This window comes from Pseudomonas sp. GW821-FHT07F01 (assembly GCF_059418825.1).
On the sequence record NZ_JBWKQO010000006.1, the window covers coordinates 295852 to 309851 of the forward strand.

The 14000-nt window shown below is 64.1% G+C and carries 13 protein-coding genes; 6 read left to right on the forward strand and 7 right to left on the reverse strand.

What is annotated here, in order from left to right; all coding sequences use genetic code 11:
• Positions 1 to 72: 72 nt before the first annotated feature.
• Both AC07R1_RS23200 and gpmI read right to left on the reverse strand, forming a co-directional pair.
• On the reverse strand, positions 73 to 987 hold the full coding sequence (locus AC07R1_RS23200; RefSeq protein ID WP_103290632.1) for a DUF1460 domain-containing protein: 915 nt from the start codon (positions 985 to 987) through the stop codon (positions 73 to 75).
• 166 nt (positions 988 to 1153) lie between these two features.
• Complete coding sequence (gene gpmI, locus AC07R1_RS23205) at positions 1154 to 2695, reverse strand: 2,3-bisphosphoglycerate-independent phosphoglycerate mutase (RefSeq protein WP_342403503.1); 1542 nt, start codon at positions 2693 to 2695, stop codon at positions 1154 to 1156.
• A gap of 164 nt (positions 2696 to 2859) precedes the next feature.
• Between gpmI and AC07R1_RS23210 the strand changes: the two genes are divergently transcribed.
• Genes AC07R1_RS23210 through secB form a run of 3 tightly spaced genes read left to right on the forward strand, consistent with a single transcriptional unit; the run spans position 2860 to position 4049 of the window.
• A complete protein-coding gene (locus AC07R1_RS23210) occupies positions 2860 to 3273 on the forward strand; it encodes a rhodanese-like domain-containing protein (protein ID WP_011058747.1) in 414 nt (137 codons plus the stop codon).
• Positions 3273 to 3527 carry a glutaredoxin 3 gene (gene grxC, locus AC07R1_RS23215; RefSeq protein WP_011058748.1) on the forward strand — a complete coding sequence of 85 codons (255 nt, stop codon included), beginning with the start codon at positions 3273 to 3275 and terminating at the stop codon, positions 3525 to 3527. The genes AC07R1_RS23210 and grxC overlap by 1 nt, the downstream gene beginning before the upstream one ends.
• 42 nt (positions 3528 to 3569) lie before the next feature.
• Positions 3570 to 4049 (forward strand): protein-export chaperone SecB, encoded by a 480-nt coding sequence (gene secB / locus AC07R1_RS23220; RefSeq protein ID WP_011058749.1) that lies wholly within the window; start codon positions 3570 to 3572, stop codon positions 4047 to 4049.
• A gap of 95 nt (positions 4050 to 4144) precedes the next feature.
• On the opposite strand, the gene trmL is transcribed toward secB, so the two are convergent.
• Positions 4145 to 4600, reverse strand: coding sequence for a tRNA (uridine(34)/cytosine(34)/5-carboxymethylaminomethyluridine(34)-2'-O)-methyltransferase TrmL (gene trmL, locus AC07R1_RS23225; RefSeq protein ID WP_047283558.1), 456 nt, complete (start codon positions 4598 to 4600; stop codon positions 4145 to 4147).
• Here trmL and AC07R1_RS23230 point away from each other — a divergent pair.
• A complete protein-coding gene (locus tag AC07R1_RS23230) occupies positions 4599 to 5039 on the forward strand; it encodes a hypothetical protein (protein WP_495110977.1) in 441 nt (146 codons plus the stop codon). The two genes, trmL and AC07R1_RS23230, sit on opposite strands and share 2 nt — an antisense overlap.
• Before the next feature lie 685 nt (positions 5040 to 5724).
• On the opposite strand, the gene ntrC is transcribed toward AC07R1_RS23230, so the two are convergent.
• Positions 5725 to 7161 (reverse strand): nitrogen regulation protein NR(I), encoded by a 1437-nt coding sequence (ntrC, locus tag AC07R1_RS23235; protein ID WP_011058752.1) that lies wholly within the window; start codon positions 7159 to 7161, stop codon positions 5725 to 5727.
• Positions 7158 to 8243: a nitrogen regulation protein NR(II) gene (gene glnL, locus AC07R1_RS23240; protein ID WP_011058753.1), complete on the reverse strand. Its 1086-nt coding sequence runs from the start codon at positions 8241 to 8243 to the stop codon at positions 7158 to 7160. Before glnL ends, ntrC begins: the two co-directional genes overlap by 4 nt.
• A gap of 371 nt (positions 8244 to 8614) precedes the next feature.
• Here glnL and AC07R1_RS23245 point away from each other — a divergent pair, with 371 nt between their 5' ends.
• Positions 8615 to 9709 (forward strand): bifunctional transcriptional activator/DNA repair enzyme AdaA, encoded by a 1095-nt coding sequence (locus AC07R1_RS23245; protein WP_232643961.1) that lies wholly within the window; start codon positions 8615 to 8617, stop codon positions 9707 to 9709.
• On the opposite strand, the gene AC07R1_RS23250 is transcribed toward AC07R1_RS23245, so the two are convergent.
• Positions 9692 to 11104: an MFS transporter gene (locus AC07R1_RS23250; protein WP_283990403.1), complete on the reverse strand. Its 1413-nt coding sequence runs from the start codon at positions 11102 to 11104 to the stop codon at positions 9692 to 9694. The genes AC07R1_RS23245 and AC07R1_RS23250 overlap by 18 nt on opposite strands.
• 157 nt (positions 11105 to 11261) lie before the next feature.
• Positions 11262 to 12161, reverse strand: a complete 900-nt coding sequence (locus tag AC07R1_RS23255; protein WP_011058756.1) for a LysR family transcriptional regulator — start codon at positions 12159 to 12161, stop codon at positions 11262 to 11264.
• A gap of 110 nt (positions 12162 to 12271) precedes the next feature.
• Between AC07R1_RS23255 and AC07R1_RS23260 the strand changes: the two genes are divergently transcribed.
• Positions 12272 to 13993 carry an acyl-CoA dehydrogenase family protein gene (locus AC07R1_RS23260; RefSeq protein ID WP_065364827.1) on the forward strand — a complete coding sequence of 574 codons (1722 nt, stop codon included), beginning with the start codon at positions 12272 to 12274 and terminating at the stop codon, positions 13991 to 13993.
• The last annotated feature ends 7 nt before the right edge of the window (positions 13994 to 14000 follow it).

Here is a 14000-nt window from a genome sequence, read left to right on the forward strand (position 1 = left end):
GCCGTTTCCGGGCCGTTATTGGGCCATTTGCTATCAGCGTGCCGCCGCCGTGGCCTGGGGCGGCGGCGCCGATCAACCTTGTGCGGGCGAGCGAGCCTGATGCAGCAGCGCCTGGGTGCCGGCCTTCGCGGCCGAGGCATCCTGGCTGGCCTGGCTGTCTTGCCGGGCCCGCAGGACCACGATTCCCGGGACGTTGTGCACGTACTCCATGAAGGGTGAGTCGATCACCGCGCCCTGGTCCTTTTTCGAGGAGGCGTTGCGCAGGACGGGGCCCTGGGCCGTCTGGATGAACAGCCCGGTATGGGTGACGTCCAGGCCCGAGAGGTGGGTATAGATGCCGATGTAGTCGCCGGTTCGCAGGTGGCTGAGCAGATGCTGGTCAATCAATGCGCTGGGAATGTAGGTGATGTCGCGTTCGGCCACGGGCAGGCCGGGCAGGTAGCGGCCGCCATCGGCCTTTTGATTGAGGCGCTTGGCCACGGTCACCGCGTTCGCACTCAGCTGGGCGGTCACATCCTCGGCCATGGGTTGCCCGGCATGGGCCCAATCGGTGAAGAAGTGGCGGCGGTTGAGGAAGTTGATATCGCCGTTCACGTAGCGAATCTGCACCAGGTTGTTGATGAAGCCGGCCTCGTCGCTGGACTGGCGCAAGGCCTCGACGTAATCCAGGTAGGTGAAGCAGTCCAGGCCCCTGAAGTCGACCACCAGCTTCTCGGCCAGGGTTGCGGAGCCGTGCAGCCGGTTTGCCGCGTAAGGCGTGTGCAGGAACTCCCGGGAAATCAGGTCGTTCATCTGGCCTATGTCGGTAGAGCCCCGAGGAGGCTGGATCTTCAGCAGTGCTTTCAATTTATTGGCGGTCTGAGCATCCATTTCCACCGGGCTGTGTTGCTGTGCGAGGGCACTGGCATCCACCGGCTGTTGAGCAGGAATCTGGCTTGCACAGCCTGACAGGAGGGAGGCCAGAAGCAGCGTAGCCGTCTTGTTCATGGAGATTCTCTCTGCTGTTATTGATAACGATAATCATTATTCAATAAGTGCCCGACGCTTGTCTGCTTTTACTTCCATCGCCCTGATTCGCCCTGTGCAAGGCCACCATGAAAAACGCCCGACGGTTGCATCGGGCGTTTTTGCCTGCAATGGCGAGCTGGAGGGATCAGTGCGCCGGGTCCACCAGGATCGACGTGCCGGTCATTTCCGCGGGCTTGGGCAGGCCCAGCAACTTGAGCATGGTGGGCGCCACGTCCGCCAGAACCCCACCTTCACGGACTTTCAAGGCGCGTTTGCCGACATAGATGAATGGCACCGGCTCGGTGGTGTGGGCGGTGTGGGCCTGGCCGGTGGATTCGTCGGACATCTGCTCGACGTTGCCGTGGTCGGCGGTGATCAGGGCTTCGCCGCCGACCTTTTCCAGGGCGTCGACGATACGTCCGACGCACAGGTCCAGGCATTCCACGGCTTTGACCGCCGCCTCGAACACGCCGCTGTGACCGACCATGTCGCCGTTGGCGTAGTTGACGATGATCACGTCATAACGCTGGTGCTCGATGGCGTCGACGATCTTGTCGGTGACTTCCGGGGCACTCATTTCCGGCTGCAGGTCGTAGGTGGCGACTTTCGGCGACGGGATCAGGATGCGCTCCTCGCCCGGGAACGGCTCTTCGCGGCCACCGGAGAAGAAGAAGGTGACGTGGGCATACTTCTCGGTCTCGGCGATGCGCAGTTGGGTCTTGCCGTTTTTCGCCAAATAGTCGCCCAGCACGTTCTCCAGGCTGCCCGGGGCAAAGGCCGATGGCGCGGGGATGCTGGTGGCGTACTGGGTGAGCATGACGAAGCCGGCCAGCTTAGGCTGGCGTGGGCGTTCGAAGTCCTTGAAGCCGTCTTCGACGAAGACCCGGGTCAGCTCCCGTGCACGGTCGGCGCGGAAGTTCATGAACACCACGGCATCGCCGTCCTCGACCTTGACCGGTTCGCCGATGGTGGTGGCCTTGACGAATTCGTCGCTCTCTTCACGGGCGTAGGCGGCTTGCAGGCCTTCCTGGGCGGTGGCGGCGTTGAACTGGCCCTGGCCGTCGACGATCAGGTTGTAGGCCTGGGCCACACGGTCCCAGCGGTTGTCGCGGTCCATGGCGAAGTAACGGCCGATCAGGCTGGCGATGCGGCCCTTGCCCAGGGTCTTGAAGGTTTCGTCCAGCAGTTCGATGGACGACTGGGCGCTTTTGGGCGGGGTGTCGCGGCCATCGAGGAAGGCATGCAGGTAGATCTTCTCGGCGCCGCGCTTGAAGGCCAGTTCGGCCATGGCGATCAGGTGGTCCTGGTGGCTGTGCACGCCGCCGTCGGACAGCAGGCCGAGGATGTGCACCGCCTTGCCGGCATCCACGGCCTTGTCCACGGCCGCGCAAATGGTCGGGTTCTCGAAGAACTCACCGTCACGGATGGCCTTGGTCACCCGGGTGAAGTCCTGGTACACCACGCGGCCGGCGCCGAGGTTCATGTGGCCGACTTCGGAGTTGCCCATCTGCCCGTCCGGCAGGCCGACATCCATGCCCGAACCCGAGATCAGGCCGTTGGGCATGCTGGCGCACAAGCGGTCCAGGACCGGCTTCTTGGCCGCATAGACGGCGTTGGATTCGTGGCTTTCGCTGTGACCGAAGCCATCCAGAATCATCAGGACCAAAGGTTTAGGCGTGGTAGTCATGGCGTCCACTCGTGGCTGGATAGGAAAGAGATGAAAGGGAGGTGTTGAAAAAGGGAGTGGCAGTTTAAAGCGAAGTTCCGGTGGAGTCACCGCCGGGCGGGGTTTGGTCGACCCGGAGGGCTGTGTATACTGGCCGACATTTTAACGCCCTGGAACCTCCTTAGATGGTTGCTCACCTGATTCAATTCGCCACTGAACACTACTTGCTCGTCGGCGCCTTCGCCATCCTGCTGGCTCTGTTGATCGCTCATGAATTGAGCCGCGGTGGCCGCAGCCTCAGCACCCGTGAACTGACCGCGCTGGTCAACAGCGAGCAGGGCGTCGTGATCGATATCCGTCCATCCAAGGACTATGCCGCCGGCCATATCGTCGGTGCACTGAACATTCCCCAGGACAAGCTGGCCGCCCGTGTAGGCGAGCTGGAGAAGCACAAGTCCAAGACCATCATCCTGGTGGACGCCCAGGGCCAGCACGCCGGCACCCACGCCCGCGAGCTGCTCAAGTCCGGTTTCACCGCGGCCAAGCTGTCCGGCGGCGTGGCCAGCTGGAAGGCCGATAACCTGCCATTGGTGAAGTAATGTCCAAGGTCATCGTCTACTCCAGTGATTACTGCCCTTACTGCTCGCGCGCCAAGCATCTGCTGGCGAGCAAAGGCGTAGCCTTCGAAGAGATCAAGGTCGATGGCAAGCCCCAGGTACGCGCCGAGATGGCCCAGAAGGCCGGGCGTACGTCCGTGCCGCAGATCTGGATCGGCGCCACCCACGTAGGTGGCTGTGATGATTTGTTCGCCCTGGAGCGTGCCGGCAAGCTCGACGCGCTGCTAGCGGCCTGAAATTCCCAACCCTATAGACCCAAGATCAAGAAGGACTCTGAGATGACTGACCAACAGAACACCGTTGCCGACGACGAAAGCGCACCGCAATTCTCCCTGCAGCGTATCTACGTGCGTGACCTGTCCTTCGAAGCGCCGAAAAGCCCGGCGATCTTCCGTCAGCAGTGGGAACCTAGCGTCGGCCTGGACCTCAATACCCGCCAGACAGCGTTGGAAGCCGACTTCCACGAAGTGGTGCTGACCCTGTCCGTGACCGTGAAGAACGGCGACGAAGTGGCCTTCATCGCTGAAGTCCAGCAGGCCGGTATCTTCCTGATCAAGAACCTGGATGAGGCTTCCATGAGCCACACCCTGGGTGCTTTCTGCCCGAACATCCTGTTCCCTTACGCTCGTGAAGCGCTGGACAGCCTGGTGACCCGCGGTTCGTTCCCGGCGCTGATGCTGGCCCCGGTGAACTTCGATGCGCTGTACGCCCAAGAGCTGCAACGCCTGCAGTCCGCTGGCGAAAACACCGTTCAGTAAGTGCTGGTTGCGGTACGAAAAAAGCGCCTGTAACGGCGCTTTTTTCATGCTCGGGCAAAACCTGTAGGAGCGGGCTTGCCCGCGAACCCCCGGCTCTACTTGAACCCCAACTGTCTCCAGCCTTCATAGACCGCAACGGCCACGGTGTTGGACAGGTTCAGGCTGCGGCAGCCTTCGCGCATGGGCAGGCGCAGGCGCTGTTCGCCGGGCAGGGCGTCCAGCACGTCCGCCGGCAGGCCCCGGCTCTCGGGGCCGAACAGGAAGGCGTCGCCCTCCTGGAAGCTGGCGTCATGGAAGGGGCGCGAGCCCTTGGTGGTGAAGGCGAACAGGCGCGGCTGGCCGAGGCTTTCCAGGCAACTGGCAAGGTCGGCATGGCGTTGCAGGGTGGCGTATTCGTGATAGTCGAGACCGGCGCGGCGCAGGCGCTTGTCGTCCATTTCGAAACCCAGCGGCTCGATCAAATGCAGGTGGCAGCCGCTGTTGGCGCACAGCCTGATAACGTTGCCGGTATTCGGCGGAATTTCTGGTTGAAAGAGGATGACGTGAAACATGCACGGCTCCGAAGAGAAAGACAGGCTGCATTCTACGCCTGAAGCGTACTCGCGACCGAAGCTAATGCTGCGGGTGTTCGGCTCCCTGGCGATTGTCGGGGTGATGGTAGGGCTGATGATCGGCCGCCTGACCCAGCCTGATCCGGTGGCGTTGCAGCAGGTCGAGGTGGCGTCCGATGGGCTGGTGCTGTGGTTCAACCATGAGCCCAAGCTCCATGGGGAACACATCGATGGCACCGTGGCGCTGCTGTTCGATGCCCAGGGGCAGGCACAGAAGGGCCAGTTGCAGGTCAATCAGCGCAATGTGAACTGGCGGGTGCGCCGGGCGGACCAGGGCCTGCTGCTGAACCTGGTGGCCGCGCGGCCGCTGCGGGGCCAGTGGGACGGGAGCGAGGTGGAGGGGCGCTGGCGCCTGGCGATCCACCTGCGGGAGGAATAAAAGAGGGAAACCCCGGCCTGCCTGTACCAAGGCCCCCAAAAGCGGGAGGGGCTGAGCGCCACGAGGGCGATGAGTCCCGGTGTAAAGAAGGGGATTCCCGGCCTGCCTGTACCAGGGTCCCCAAAAGCGTGGCCCGTCGCGATGCGCGGGATGGGCCTGGTGTTAAAGAGGGAAGTCCCGGCCTGCCTGTACCGGGGTTCCCGAAAGCCTGGCCCGTCGCTGTGAGCGGGGTGGGCCTGGTGTTAAAGAGGGAAGTCCCAGCCTGCCTGTACTGGGGTTCCCGAAACCTTTGGCCGTCGCGATGTGCGTGCCGAGCCAGGTGTTAAAGAGGGGAATCCCCGGCCTGCCTGTACCAAGGTCCCCGAAACTGGGTAGTGACTGGGTTATTGCAGGTGGCGTGCCAGTTTTGGCTGCAGAGGCGTTGATTGCTGGGATAAAAAGCCGAAAGCCCCGTAATCCGGGGCTTTTGCGTTTTCGACGGAGGGCTTTTCAGAGCTGAGGCGCGGGTTGTACCCGGGCTGGATGGCACTGCAGCGCGCCTTCGGGCAGTGCATGCACCCCATCCTGGTGCACGCACATCCTCATCGTAGGAGCCGGCTTGCCGGCGAAAGCGCCTGTGGGCGCACTGCAAGGTTCAAGGGCCTCTTCGCTGGCAAGCCAGCTCCTACATGCCGCGGCCGGGGCTTCAGCCTTCCTCGCCTTCATCCTCGTCGCCACCGTCGACCTTCATCCCCAGCTCCTTGATCTTGCGGGTCAGGGTATTGCGCCCCCAGCCCAACAGGACCGCGGCATCGCGGCGGCGGCCGGCGGTGTGCTTGAGGGCGGTCTCGATCATGATCCGCTCGAAACTCGGTACCGCGCTGTCCAGCAGGTTCGATTGCCCGCGGGCCAGGGCCTGGTCGGCCCATTGGCGCAGGGCCTGTTCCCAGTTGGTGACCGGCGCTGAATCCTGGGGCAGGCTCAGCAACTCCGGTGGCAGGTCGCTGATATGCACCTCGCGACCCGAGGCCATGACGGTGATCCAGCGGCAGGTGTTCTCCAGCTGGCGCACGTTGCCCGGCCACGGCAGGTTCTTCAGGTATTCCTCGGTTTCGTTTTTCAGCAACTTGGGTTCCACCGCCAGTTCCTGGGCGGCGCGGCTGAGGAAGTGCCTGGCCAGGGTCGGGATGTCTTCGCGACGGTCCGACAGGCGCGGGATATGGATGCGGATCACGTTGAGGCGGTGGAACAGGTCCTCACGGAACTTGCCGGCGTGCACCAGGGTTTCCAGGTTCTGGTGGGTCGCGGCGATGATCCGTACATCGACCTTGACCGGGGTATGGCCACCGACCCGATAGAACTCGCCATCGGCCAGGACCCGCAGCAGGCGGGTCTGGGTGTCGGCTGGCATGTCGCCGATCTCGTCGAGGAACAGGGTGCCGCCGTCGGCCTGCTCGAAGCGCCCGCGCCGCAGGTTGGCCGCGCCGGTGAACGCGCCCTTTTCATGGCCGAACAGCTCGGATTCCATCAGGTCCTTGGGGATCGCCGCCATGTTCAGGGCGATGAACGGCGAAGCCGCCCGCGGGCTGTGGCGATGCAGGGCATGGGCTACCAGCTCCTTGCCGGTGCCGGACTCGCCGTTGATCAGCACTGTGATGTTGGAGTGGCTCAGGCGCCCGATGGCGCGGAACACCTCCTGCATCGCCGGCGCTTCGCCGATGATCTCCGGGGTGCGAGCCAGGGTCGGGGCCACTTCCAGGCCTTGCTGTTCCTGGGCGTGCTGATTGGCGCGCTTGACCAGCGACACCGCTTCATCGACATCGAACGGCTTGGGCAGGTATTCGAAGGCACCGCCCTGGTAGGAGGCGACAGCGCTATCCAGGTCCGAATGCGCGGTCATGATGATCACTGGCAGGCGCGGGTGCTGCTCGCGAATCCGTGCCAGCAGGTCCAGGCCACTGGCGCCGGGCATGCGAATGTCGGAAATGATCACGTCCGGGGCCTGGCGGGCCAGGCGGCTCATCACCCCGTCGGCGCTGTCGAAGCTCTGGGTGGTCATCCCTTCCTGCTGCAAGGCTTTTTCCAGGACCCAACGGATAGAACGGTCGTCATCGACGATCCACACGGTTTCACTACGGCTCATGTCGATGGGGCTCCTTGTTCCAGTGGCAGAAAGATCGAGAACGTGGTGTGGCCGGGATGGCTGTCACATTCGATCAGACCCTGGTGCTGGCTGATGATGTTCTGGGTGATGGCCAGGCCCAGCCCGGTACCGTCCGGGCGGCCGCTGACCATGGGGAAGAAGAGGGTGTCCTGCAGTTCCGCGGGGATGCCCGGGCCGTTGTCGATGATCTCGATCTTGCTCACCAGGCGATGGCGCACGTGGCCGATGGTGAACTGGCGCATGGTGCGGCTGCGCAGGGTGATGCGCCCCAGGCGCATTTCATTCTGGCTGCTGATGGCCTGCATGGCGTTGCGTACGATGTTGAGCACCGCCTGGATCATCTGTTCGCGGTCGATCAGCACGTCGGGAATGCTCGGGTCGTAATCGCGCACCAGGGTGATACAGCCCTGGCTTTCGGCTTCCACCAGGCTGCTGACCCGCTCCAGCACTTCATGGATGTTGGTCAGGGCCAGGGATGGGAGCTTGTTCGAGCCGAGCATGCGGTCCACCAGATTCCGCAGGCGGTCGGCTTCTTCGATGATGACGTTGGTGTAGTCCTTGAGGCTTTCCTCGGGCAGCTCCCGGGCCAGCAACTGTGCGGCGCCGCGAATGCCCCCCAAGGGGTTCTTGATTTCATGGGCCAGGCCGCGCACCAGCATCTTGCTGGTTTCCTGCTTGGACAACTGGGCCTCTTCCTTGGTGATCCGCAGCAGCCGGTCCCGGGGGTGGACTTCCAGCAGCAGCAAGGTGTCGCCGTTGCTGAGGATCGGCGTCACCGCGTAGTCGACGGTCAGGGTCTGGCCGGTCAGTGCGGTGAGCATGGCTTCGCGCTTGGTGAAGGGGTGCGCCTGCTCCACCGCCTGACGCAGGGAGCTCAGGGCCTCGGCGGATTCGGTGAACAGCTCGCTGATGAATTGCCCATGGCTGCGCTGGCCGCTGATGGCCAGGAGCATTTCCGCCGCTGGGTTCATGTACTCAAGGCGCAGGTCGGCATTGAGCAGGATGGTGGCGGTGGTCAGGTTGTCCAGAAGCAGGCGGTGCAGTGGGTCGCTGATGGTCATGGGTAGATGGTGACCTCTTTTGAAGCAAGACAATCCGGGGCCGGTCCCGAAGTGCGCGCGCGGCTAAGGCGCTGTGGTGGAGAAAATGCAAAAACCAAACCAAGGCTCCGAAAAGAAGCGCGCATGCCCTGAAACAGGCGTTTGAAGCCTGGTTCTGTGGCGTTTTGCCAGCGCTGGCGGGTATTTTCGAACCAAAATGGGCTGGTATTGGCACCTGAGTGCAAGGCATTGCACCAATATAGTGCATGAATCTGAGCGGCGCTCGATGGGCGCGCCTTGATAGAAGAATCAACGCCCGTTTTTCAGCGGCGCGGGGCAAAGGGCGGGTTTAGAGTGCTCGAACCCGATGCTTCAAGGTTTAGGATGCGGCCATGGAAAATGCCCCTCTGCTGTTCCAGCTTCCCGATGACGACACCCTGTACCAGGCGCTGCTGGCACGGGACCCGGCCTATGAAGGCTTTGCCTTTGTCGGGGTGAAGAGCACCGGCGTGTTCTGCCGCCTGACCTGCGCTGCACGCAAGCCCAAGCGCGAGAACACGGTGTTCTTCGGCTCCATCAAGGGTTGTGTCGAAGCAGGGTTCCGCGCCTGCCTGCGCTGTCGTCCGCTGGAGCGGGCCGGGGTCCAGGAGCCCTGGGTGCAGACCTTGCTCGAGCAGTTGGGCAGCGACCCGGAACGCCGTTGGTACGAGGACGACCTGGTCGCCCAGGGGCTGGACCCATCCACCGTGCGCCGTGCGTTCAAGCGCTATTTCGGCGTCACCTTCCTGGAAATGGCGCGCCTGCGTCGCATGGGCCAGGGCATGCAGCAACTGGCCTCGGGAGAGCCGGTGATCGAGGCGCAGATCAGCGCCGGCTTCGACTCCGACAGCGGCTTTCGCCACGCCTTCAGCCGCCTGGCGGGCCAGCCGCCGTCCAACCTGCGGGGGCGGGAACTGCTCAAGGTCGATTGGTTGCAGACCCCGATCGGCGTGATGCTGGCGGTGGCCGACGCCCAGGTCCTGCATCTGCTGGAATTCTTCGACCGCCCGGCACTGGCCAATGAGTTGCAGAACCTGCAGAAGAGCAGCGGTTCGAGCATAGGTTTCGGGCGTTTTGCCCCCATCGACCAGATCGAGGCCGAACTGCAGCGTTACTTCGCCGGCGAGGCGGTGCACTTCGCCACACCGCTGGCGATGAGCGCCTCGCCCTTTACCCGTACCGTCTGGCAGGCGTTGCGGGCCATTCCCCTGGGTACCACCTGCAGCTACGCCGAGGTGGCGCGGCAGGTTGGCTCGCCCTCAGCGGTGCGCGCGGTGGCCCGGGCCAATGCCGCCAACCAGATTTCCATTGTCATTGCCTGCCACCGGGTGATTGGCGCCGATGGCTCCCTGACCGGCTATGGCGGTGGTCTGTGGCGCAAGCGCTGGCTGCTGGAACATGAGCGGCGCCTGCACCACTTGCAGGGTGCATCAGCGAGCGGGCTGTAGCTCGCTGCCGGGCACCGGGTCGGGCCGGGAAACCTTATCCACAGGTGGCTGGGCGCCAGTCTGGCGCGCCAGTTCGTCGGCATCCGCCTGTTCCGCCGTGGACAGTTCGGCGGCGTTATGGCCGATGCGCTTGAGCAGGGCCAGCATGCATGCCAGCGAAACCAGGGCGTAGCAGGCCGAGGCGATGGCCACGCCGATGATGCTGCCGGTGCCATTGAGGATGCTCTGGGCCAGCACCGGCGTGGCGCCGCCCACCAGCAGTGAACACAGCTGATAGGAGATCGACAGTCCGCTGTAGCGCACCCGGGTCGGGAAGGCCCGCGCCAGGATGCCGCCCACCGCGCCATAGAACATCGAGTGCGGCACCGTGGCCAGGCACATGCCCAGCACCGCGATCCAGTAGTGACCGGTCTCCACGGCGAAGAACATCGCCGGCATCAGCAGCAGCTCGGGCACCACCATCAGCACCATGGCCTTGCGCATGTCCATGCGTGAAACCAGCACCGCCCCCAGGGGTTGGGTGATGAACTGCACCACCAGGGCCATGACGATCACGCTGAGGAAGCTGCTCTGGCTGTAGCCCAGCTCCTTGGTGGCCCAGGACAGGGCGAAGGTGCTCTTGAAATAGGTGACGTGGATGATCGGCAGCACCCCGGCCCCCAGCAGTACCAGGCGCCAGTGGTCGCGCAGGACTTCGAGAATCGGCAGCTTGACGGTCTTTTTCTGCTCCATCAGGCGCTTCATGTCATCGGACTCTTCCAGCTTGAGGCGGATGACCATGCCGATGATCACCAGCACCGCCGACAGCAGGAACGGAATGCGCCAGCCCCAGAGCAGAAAGTCCGGAGTCGGCAGGGCGCTGAGGCCGAAGAACACCAGGGTTGCCAGCAGGTTGCCGGCCGGCGAACCCTGCTGGGCGAAGGCGGCATAGAGAATGCCCTTGCCCTTGGGCGCGCTTTCGCTGGCGATGAGGATCGCCCCGCCCCATTCGCCGCCCACCGCGATGCCCTGGATGATGCGCAGGGTCACCAGGGCAATGGGGGCCCAGACGCCGATCTGCAGGTAGCTGGGCAGCAGGCCGATGCAGGTGGTGGCCAGGCCCATCATGATCAGGGTGATCACCAGGGTGGTCTTGCGGCCGATCTTGTCGCCCATGTGGCCGAAGATGATGCCGCCGACGGGGCGGGCGATGAACCCGGCCCACAGGGTCAGGAAGGACAGCAGGGTGGCCGTGCCGGGGGGCAGGTCGGCGGGAAAGAACACCTTGCCGAACACCAGGGCGGCGGCGATGCCGTAGGCGTAGAAGTCATACCACTCGATGGTGGTGCCGATGAATGAGGCGATACCCGCCTTGCGGGCTTTCTTGTGGGCAGCGGCATCCTGGGCAGCGTTCATGTTCAATTCCTGCGTTTTTATTGTTATATGCGCCCCTGATCGGGCGCATGGACCTCTGGCAAGGTCCGACCGCTGGGAGCCTATACAGGCAGGAATCGAAAAATATAATGATTAAATCTTATGGTTTGATACGTGATTGCGTATCGCGCCCCAACGCTCAGCGCCCTCCGGCGGCCGGTTTGATCAGGGACTTGAGCAGCCCTAGAAAGCTTTCGGCCGCCGCCGAAGGCTTGTCCTCCAGGCGGATCGCCTGGATCTGCGAAGGCGCGCCGGAGCCTTCGAGCTCGCCGTAATGCACGCCCGGCTGGCCGAGCATGGCCAGGGTCTGGGGCACCAGCGCCACGCCCATCTCGTGGGCCACCATTGCCACCACCGTTTGCCATAGCCGCGTCTCGTGGCGAATGCGCGGGCTGAACCCGGCCGCCACGCAGCGGGAAATGATCAGGTCGTGGTAGTGCGGCGAGACCGCCCGCGGAAACAGGATGAAATCGTCATTGGCCAGTTGCGCCAGGTCGATCCGCGCCTGGGTGGCCAGCGAGTGGCTCTGGGGCAGGCAGCAGAGGAACGGCTCGGCCAGCAGCGGTTCGCTGTGGATGCCGGCGGCGAAGGTGCTGCCATGGACGAAACCGATGTCGATCTGGCCGCGTTGCAGGGCCTGGGTCTGGTCGGCACTGTTCATTTCCATCAGCACCACTTCGGTTTCCGGGTATTGCTGTTCGAAGGCCTTGACCGCCTCGGGCAGCCCGCGGTGCAGGATCGAGTTGACGAAACCCAGGCTCAGGCGCCCGGCAAAGCCTTCTGCCGAGCGCTGGGTCAGGTGCCGCGCCTGGTCGGCACGCAGCAGCAGGTAGCGGGCCTCGTCCAGCAGAACCTGTCCGGCGTTGGTCAGGCTCACCGACTTGTTGTTGCGATTGAGCAGTTGGACTTCCAGTTGCCCCTCAAGCTTCTTGATGTCGAAACTCAGGGCCGGCTGGGAAATGCACAGACGGTTCGCGGCCCGCCCGAAATGCAGTTCTTCGGCTACCGCGACGAAGTAGCGCAACTGTTTGAGGTCCATGGCGACTCCGGTTCTACGATATGGGTTTCTTATCGTAGTTGATTGATTTTGTATTAGATACTTATCGATGGCGGCTCTAGTCTCGGCCTACAAAAAACAGGAGACGCGCCATGACCGCCGAGCCCCGCCCCATTGAAGACAGCCTCAACATCCCCGACAGCCGCGGCATCAACCTGTTCGAGTGTGACGCCGGCCTGGCCGCGCTGCTCCAGGTCTACCTGCCCTCGGCGGTCTACCAGCAGTGGTTGCCCACCTTGCAGCACCTGGGCGCCCGGGCCGGTGGCGAGCTGGATGTGCTGGCCCTGAGCGCCGACAAGAATCCCCCGGTGCTGCAACCGCGTACCCGCCGCGGCGAGAACCTGCAAAGCATTGCCAAGCATCCGGACTACGTCACCCTGGAACGGGTGGCCTTTGCCGAACTGGGGCTGGCTGCCATGAGCCACCAGCCCGGAGGCCCGCCGCCGCTGATCAAGTACGCCCTGACCTACCTGTTCGTCCAGGCCGAGTTCGGCCTGTGCTGCCCGGTGAGCATGACCGACTCCCTGACCCGCACCCTGTGCAAGTTCGGTACGCCGGAACTGGTGGCGCGCTACCTGCCGCAGTTGCAGTCCCAGGATTTCGAGACGCTGTTCCAGGGGGCGATGTTCATGACCGAACAGGCCGCCGGTTCCGACGTTTCGCGCACCGAAACCCGGGCCCGGCTGGAAGATGGCCAATGGCGCCTGTTCGGAGAGAAGTGGTTCTGCTCCAACCCGGATGCCGACCTGGCCATGGTCCTGGCGCGCCCGGAAGACGCACCACCGGGCATGGCCGGGGTGACCCTGTTCCTGTTGCCCAAGGTGCTGCCCGACGGCTCGCGCAACCACTACCGGATCCAGCGCCTGAAGGACAAGCTGGGCAGCCGCTCCATGGCCAGTGGCGAGATCACCCTGGAAGGCGCCACGGCCTACCTGATCGGTGAGGTCGGCCGCGGTTTTCAGCAGATGGCCGACATGATCAACATGTCGCGCCTGTCCAATGGCGTGCGCGCGGCGGGGCTGATGCGCCGGGGGCTGAGCGAGGCGTTGTACATCGCCCGCCAGCGCCGGGCCTTCGGCAAGCACCTGATCGAAATGCCGCTGATGCAGCGCCAGTTGCTGAAGATGATGCTGCCCGCCGAACAGGCGCGCTCGGTGTTCATGCAGATCGCCAGCTTGCTGCCCCGGGCCGATGGCGGCGATGAGACGGCGCGCAAGTGCGTGCGGATCCTTACGCCGCTGATCAAGTTCCGCGCCTGCCGTGATGCCCGCCGGGTGACCGGCGATGCCATGGAAGTGCGCGGCGGGGTTGGCTATATCGAGGAGTGGAGCGATGCCCGGCTGGTGCGCGATGCGCACCTGGGGTCGATCTGGGAGGGCACCAGCAACATCGTCGCCCTGGACATTGCCCGGGCGGTGACTCGGGAGCAGGCGCTGGAGCCGTTGCAGGGCTATCTGGCCGGGCTGCTGGCCGAGGCCGATTTGCCACCGGCGAGCCGCCGGCTGTTCGATTCGGCCCTGTTGCGCACCGTGACCGGCTTCCATGCCGTGGCGCAGCAGCGCCGGGACGAGCAGGTGCGGCAGGTGGGCAGCGTTCTCTATCACCTGGCCAGCGCCATCTTCATGGCCTGGGAGGCCGCGCGCCAGGGTGCGGACCGTCGGCGCCTGGCCCTGGCTCACCTGGTGCTGGTGCACAAGGTATTGCCGCGCGATCCGTTGGGCCTGGAGCCGGTGATCGATGCCGAGCTGCTGGCGCGCCTGGCCAATGAAAGCCCGCTGTCCCAGGCCCAAGCCATGCAATTGCTGCCGGCCTGAATGGCCG

Coding starts and splice junctions, on each gene's coding strand:
- AC07R1_RS23200 (WP_103290632.1), bottom strand. CDS start 987: ATGAACAAGACGGCTACGCTGCTTCTGGCCTCCCTCCTGTCAGGCTGT.
- gpmI (WP_342403503.1), bottom strand. CDS start 2,695: ATGACTACCACGCCTAAACCTTTGGTCCTGATGATTCTGGATGGCTTC.
- AC07R1_RS23210 (WP_011058747.1), top strand. CDS start 2,860: ATGGTTGCTCACCTGATTCAATTCGCCACTGAACACTACTTGCTCGTC.
- grxC (WP_011058748.1), top strand. CDS start 3,273: ATGTCCAAGGTCATCGTCTACTCCAGTGATTACTGCCCTTACTGCTCG.
- secB (WP_011058749.1), top strand. CDS start 3,570: ATGACTGACCAACAGAACACCGTTGCCGACGACGAAAGCGCACCGCAA.
- AC07R1_RS23230 (WP_495110977.1), top strand. CDS start 4,599: ATGCACGGCTCCGAAGAGAAAGACAGGCTGCATTCTACGCCTGAAGCG.
- trmL (WP_047283558.1), bottom strand. CDS start 4,600: ATGTTTCACGTCATCCTCTTTCAACCAGAAATTCCGCCGAATACCGGC.
- ntrC (WP_011058752.1), bottom strand. CDS start 7,161: ATGAGCCGTAGTGAAACCGTGTGGATCGTCGATGACGACCGTTCTATC.
- glnL (WP_011058753.1), bottom strand. CDS start 8,243: ATGACCATCAGCGACCCACTGCACCGCCTGCTTCTGGACAACCTGACC.
- AC07R1_RS23245 (WP_232643961.1), top strand. CDS start 8,615: ATGGAAAATGCCCCTCTGCTGTTCCAGCTTCCCGATGACGACACCCTG.
- AC07R1_RS23250 (WP_283990403.1), bottom strand. CDS start 11,104: ATGAACGCTGCCCAGGATGCCGCTGCCCACAAGAAAGCCCGCAAGGCG.
- AC07R1_RS23255 (WP_011058756.1), bottom strand. CDS start 12,161: ATGGACCTCAAACAGTTGCGCTACTTCGTCGCGGTAGCCGAAGAACTG.
- AC07R1_RS23260 (WP_065364827.1), top strand. CDS start 12,272: ATGACCGCCGAGCCCCGCCCCATTGAAGACAGCCTCAACATCCCCGAC.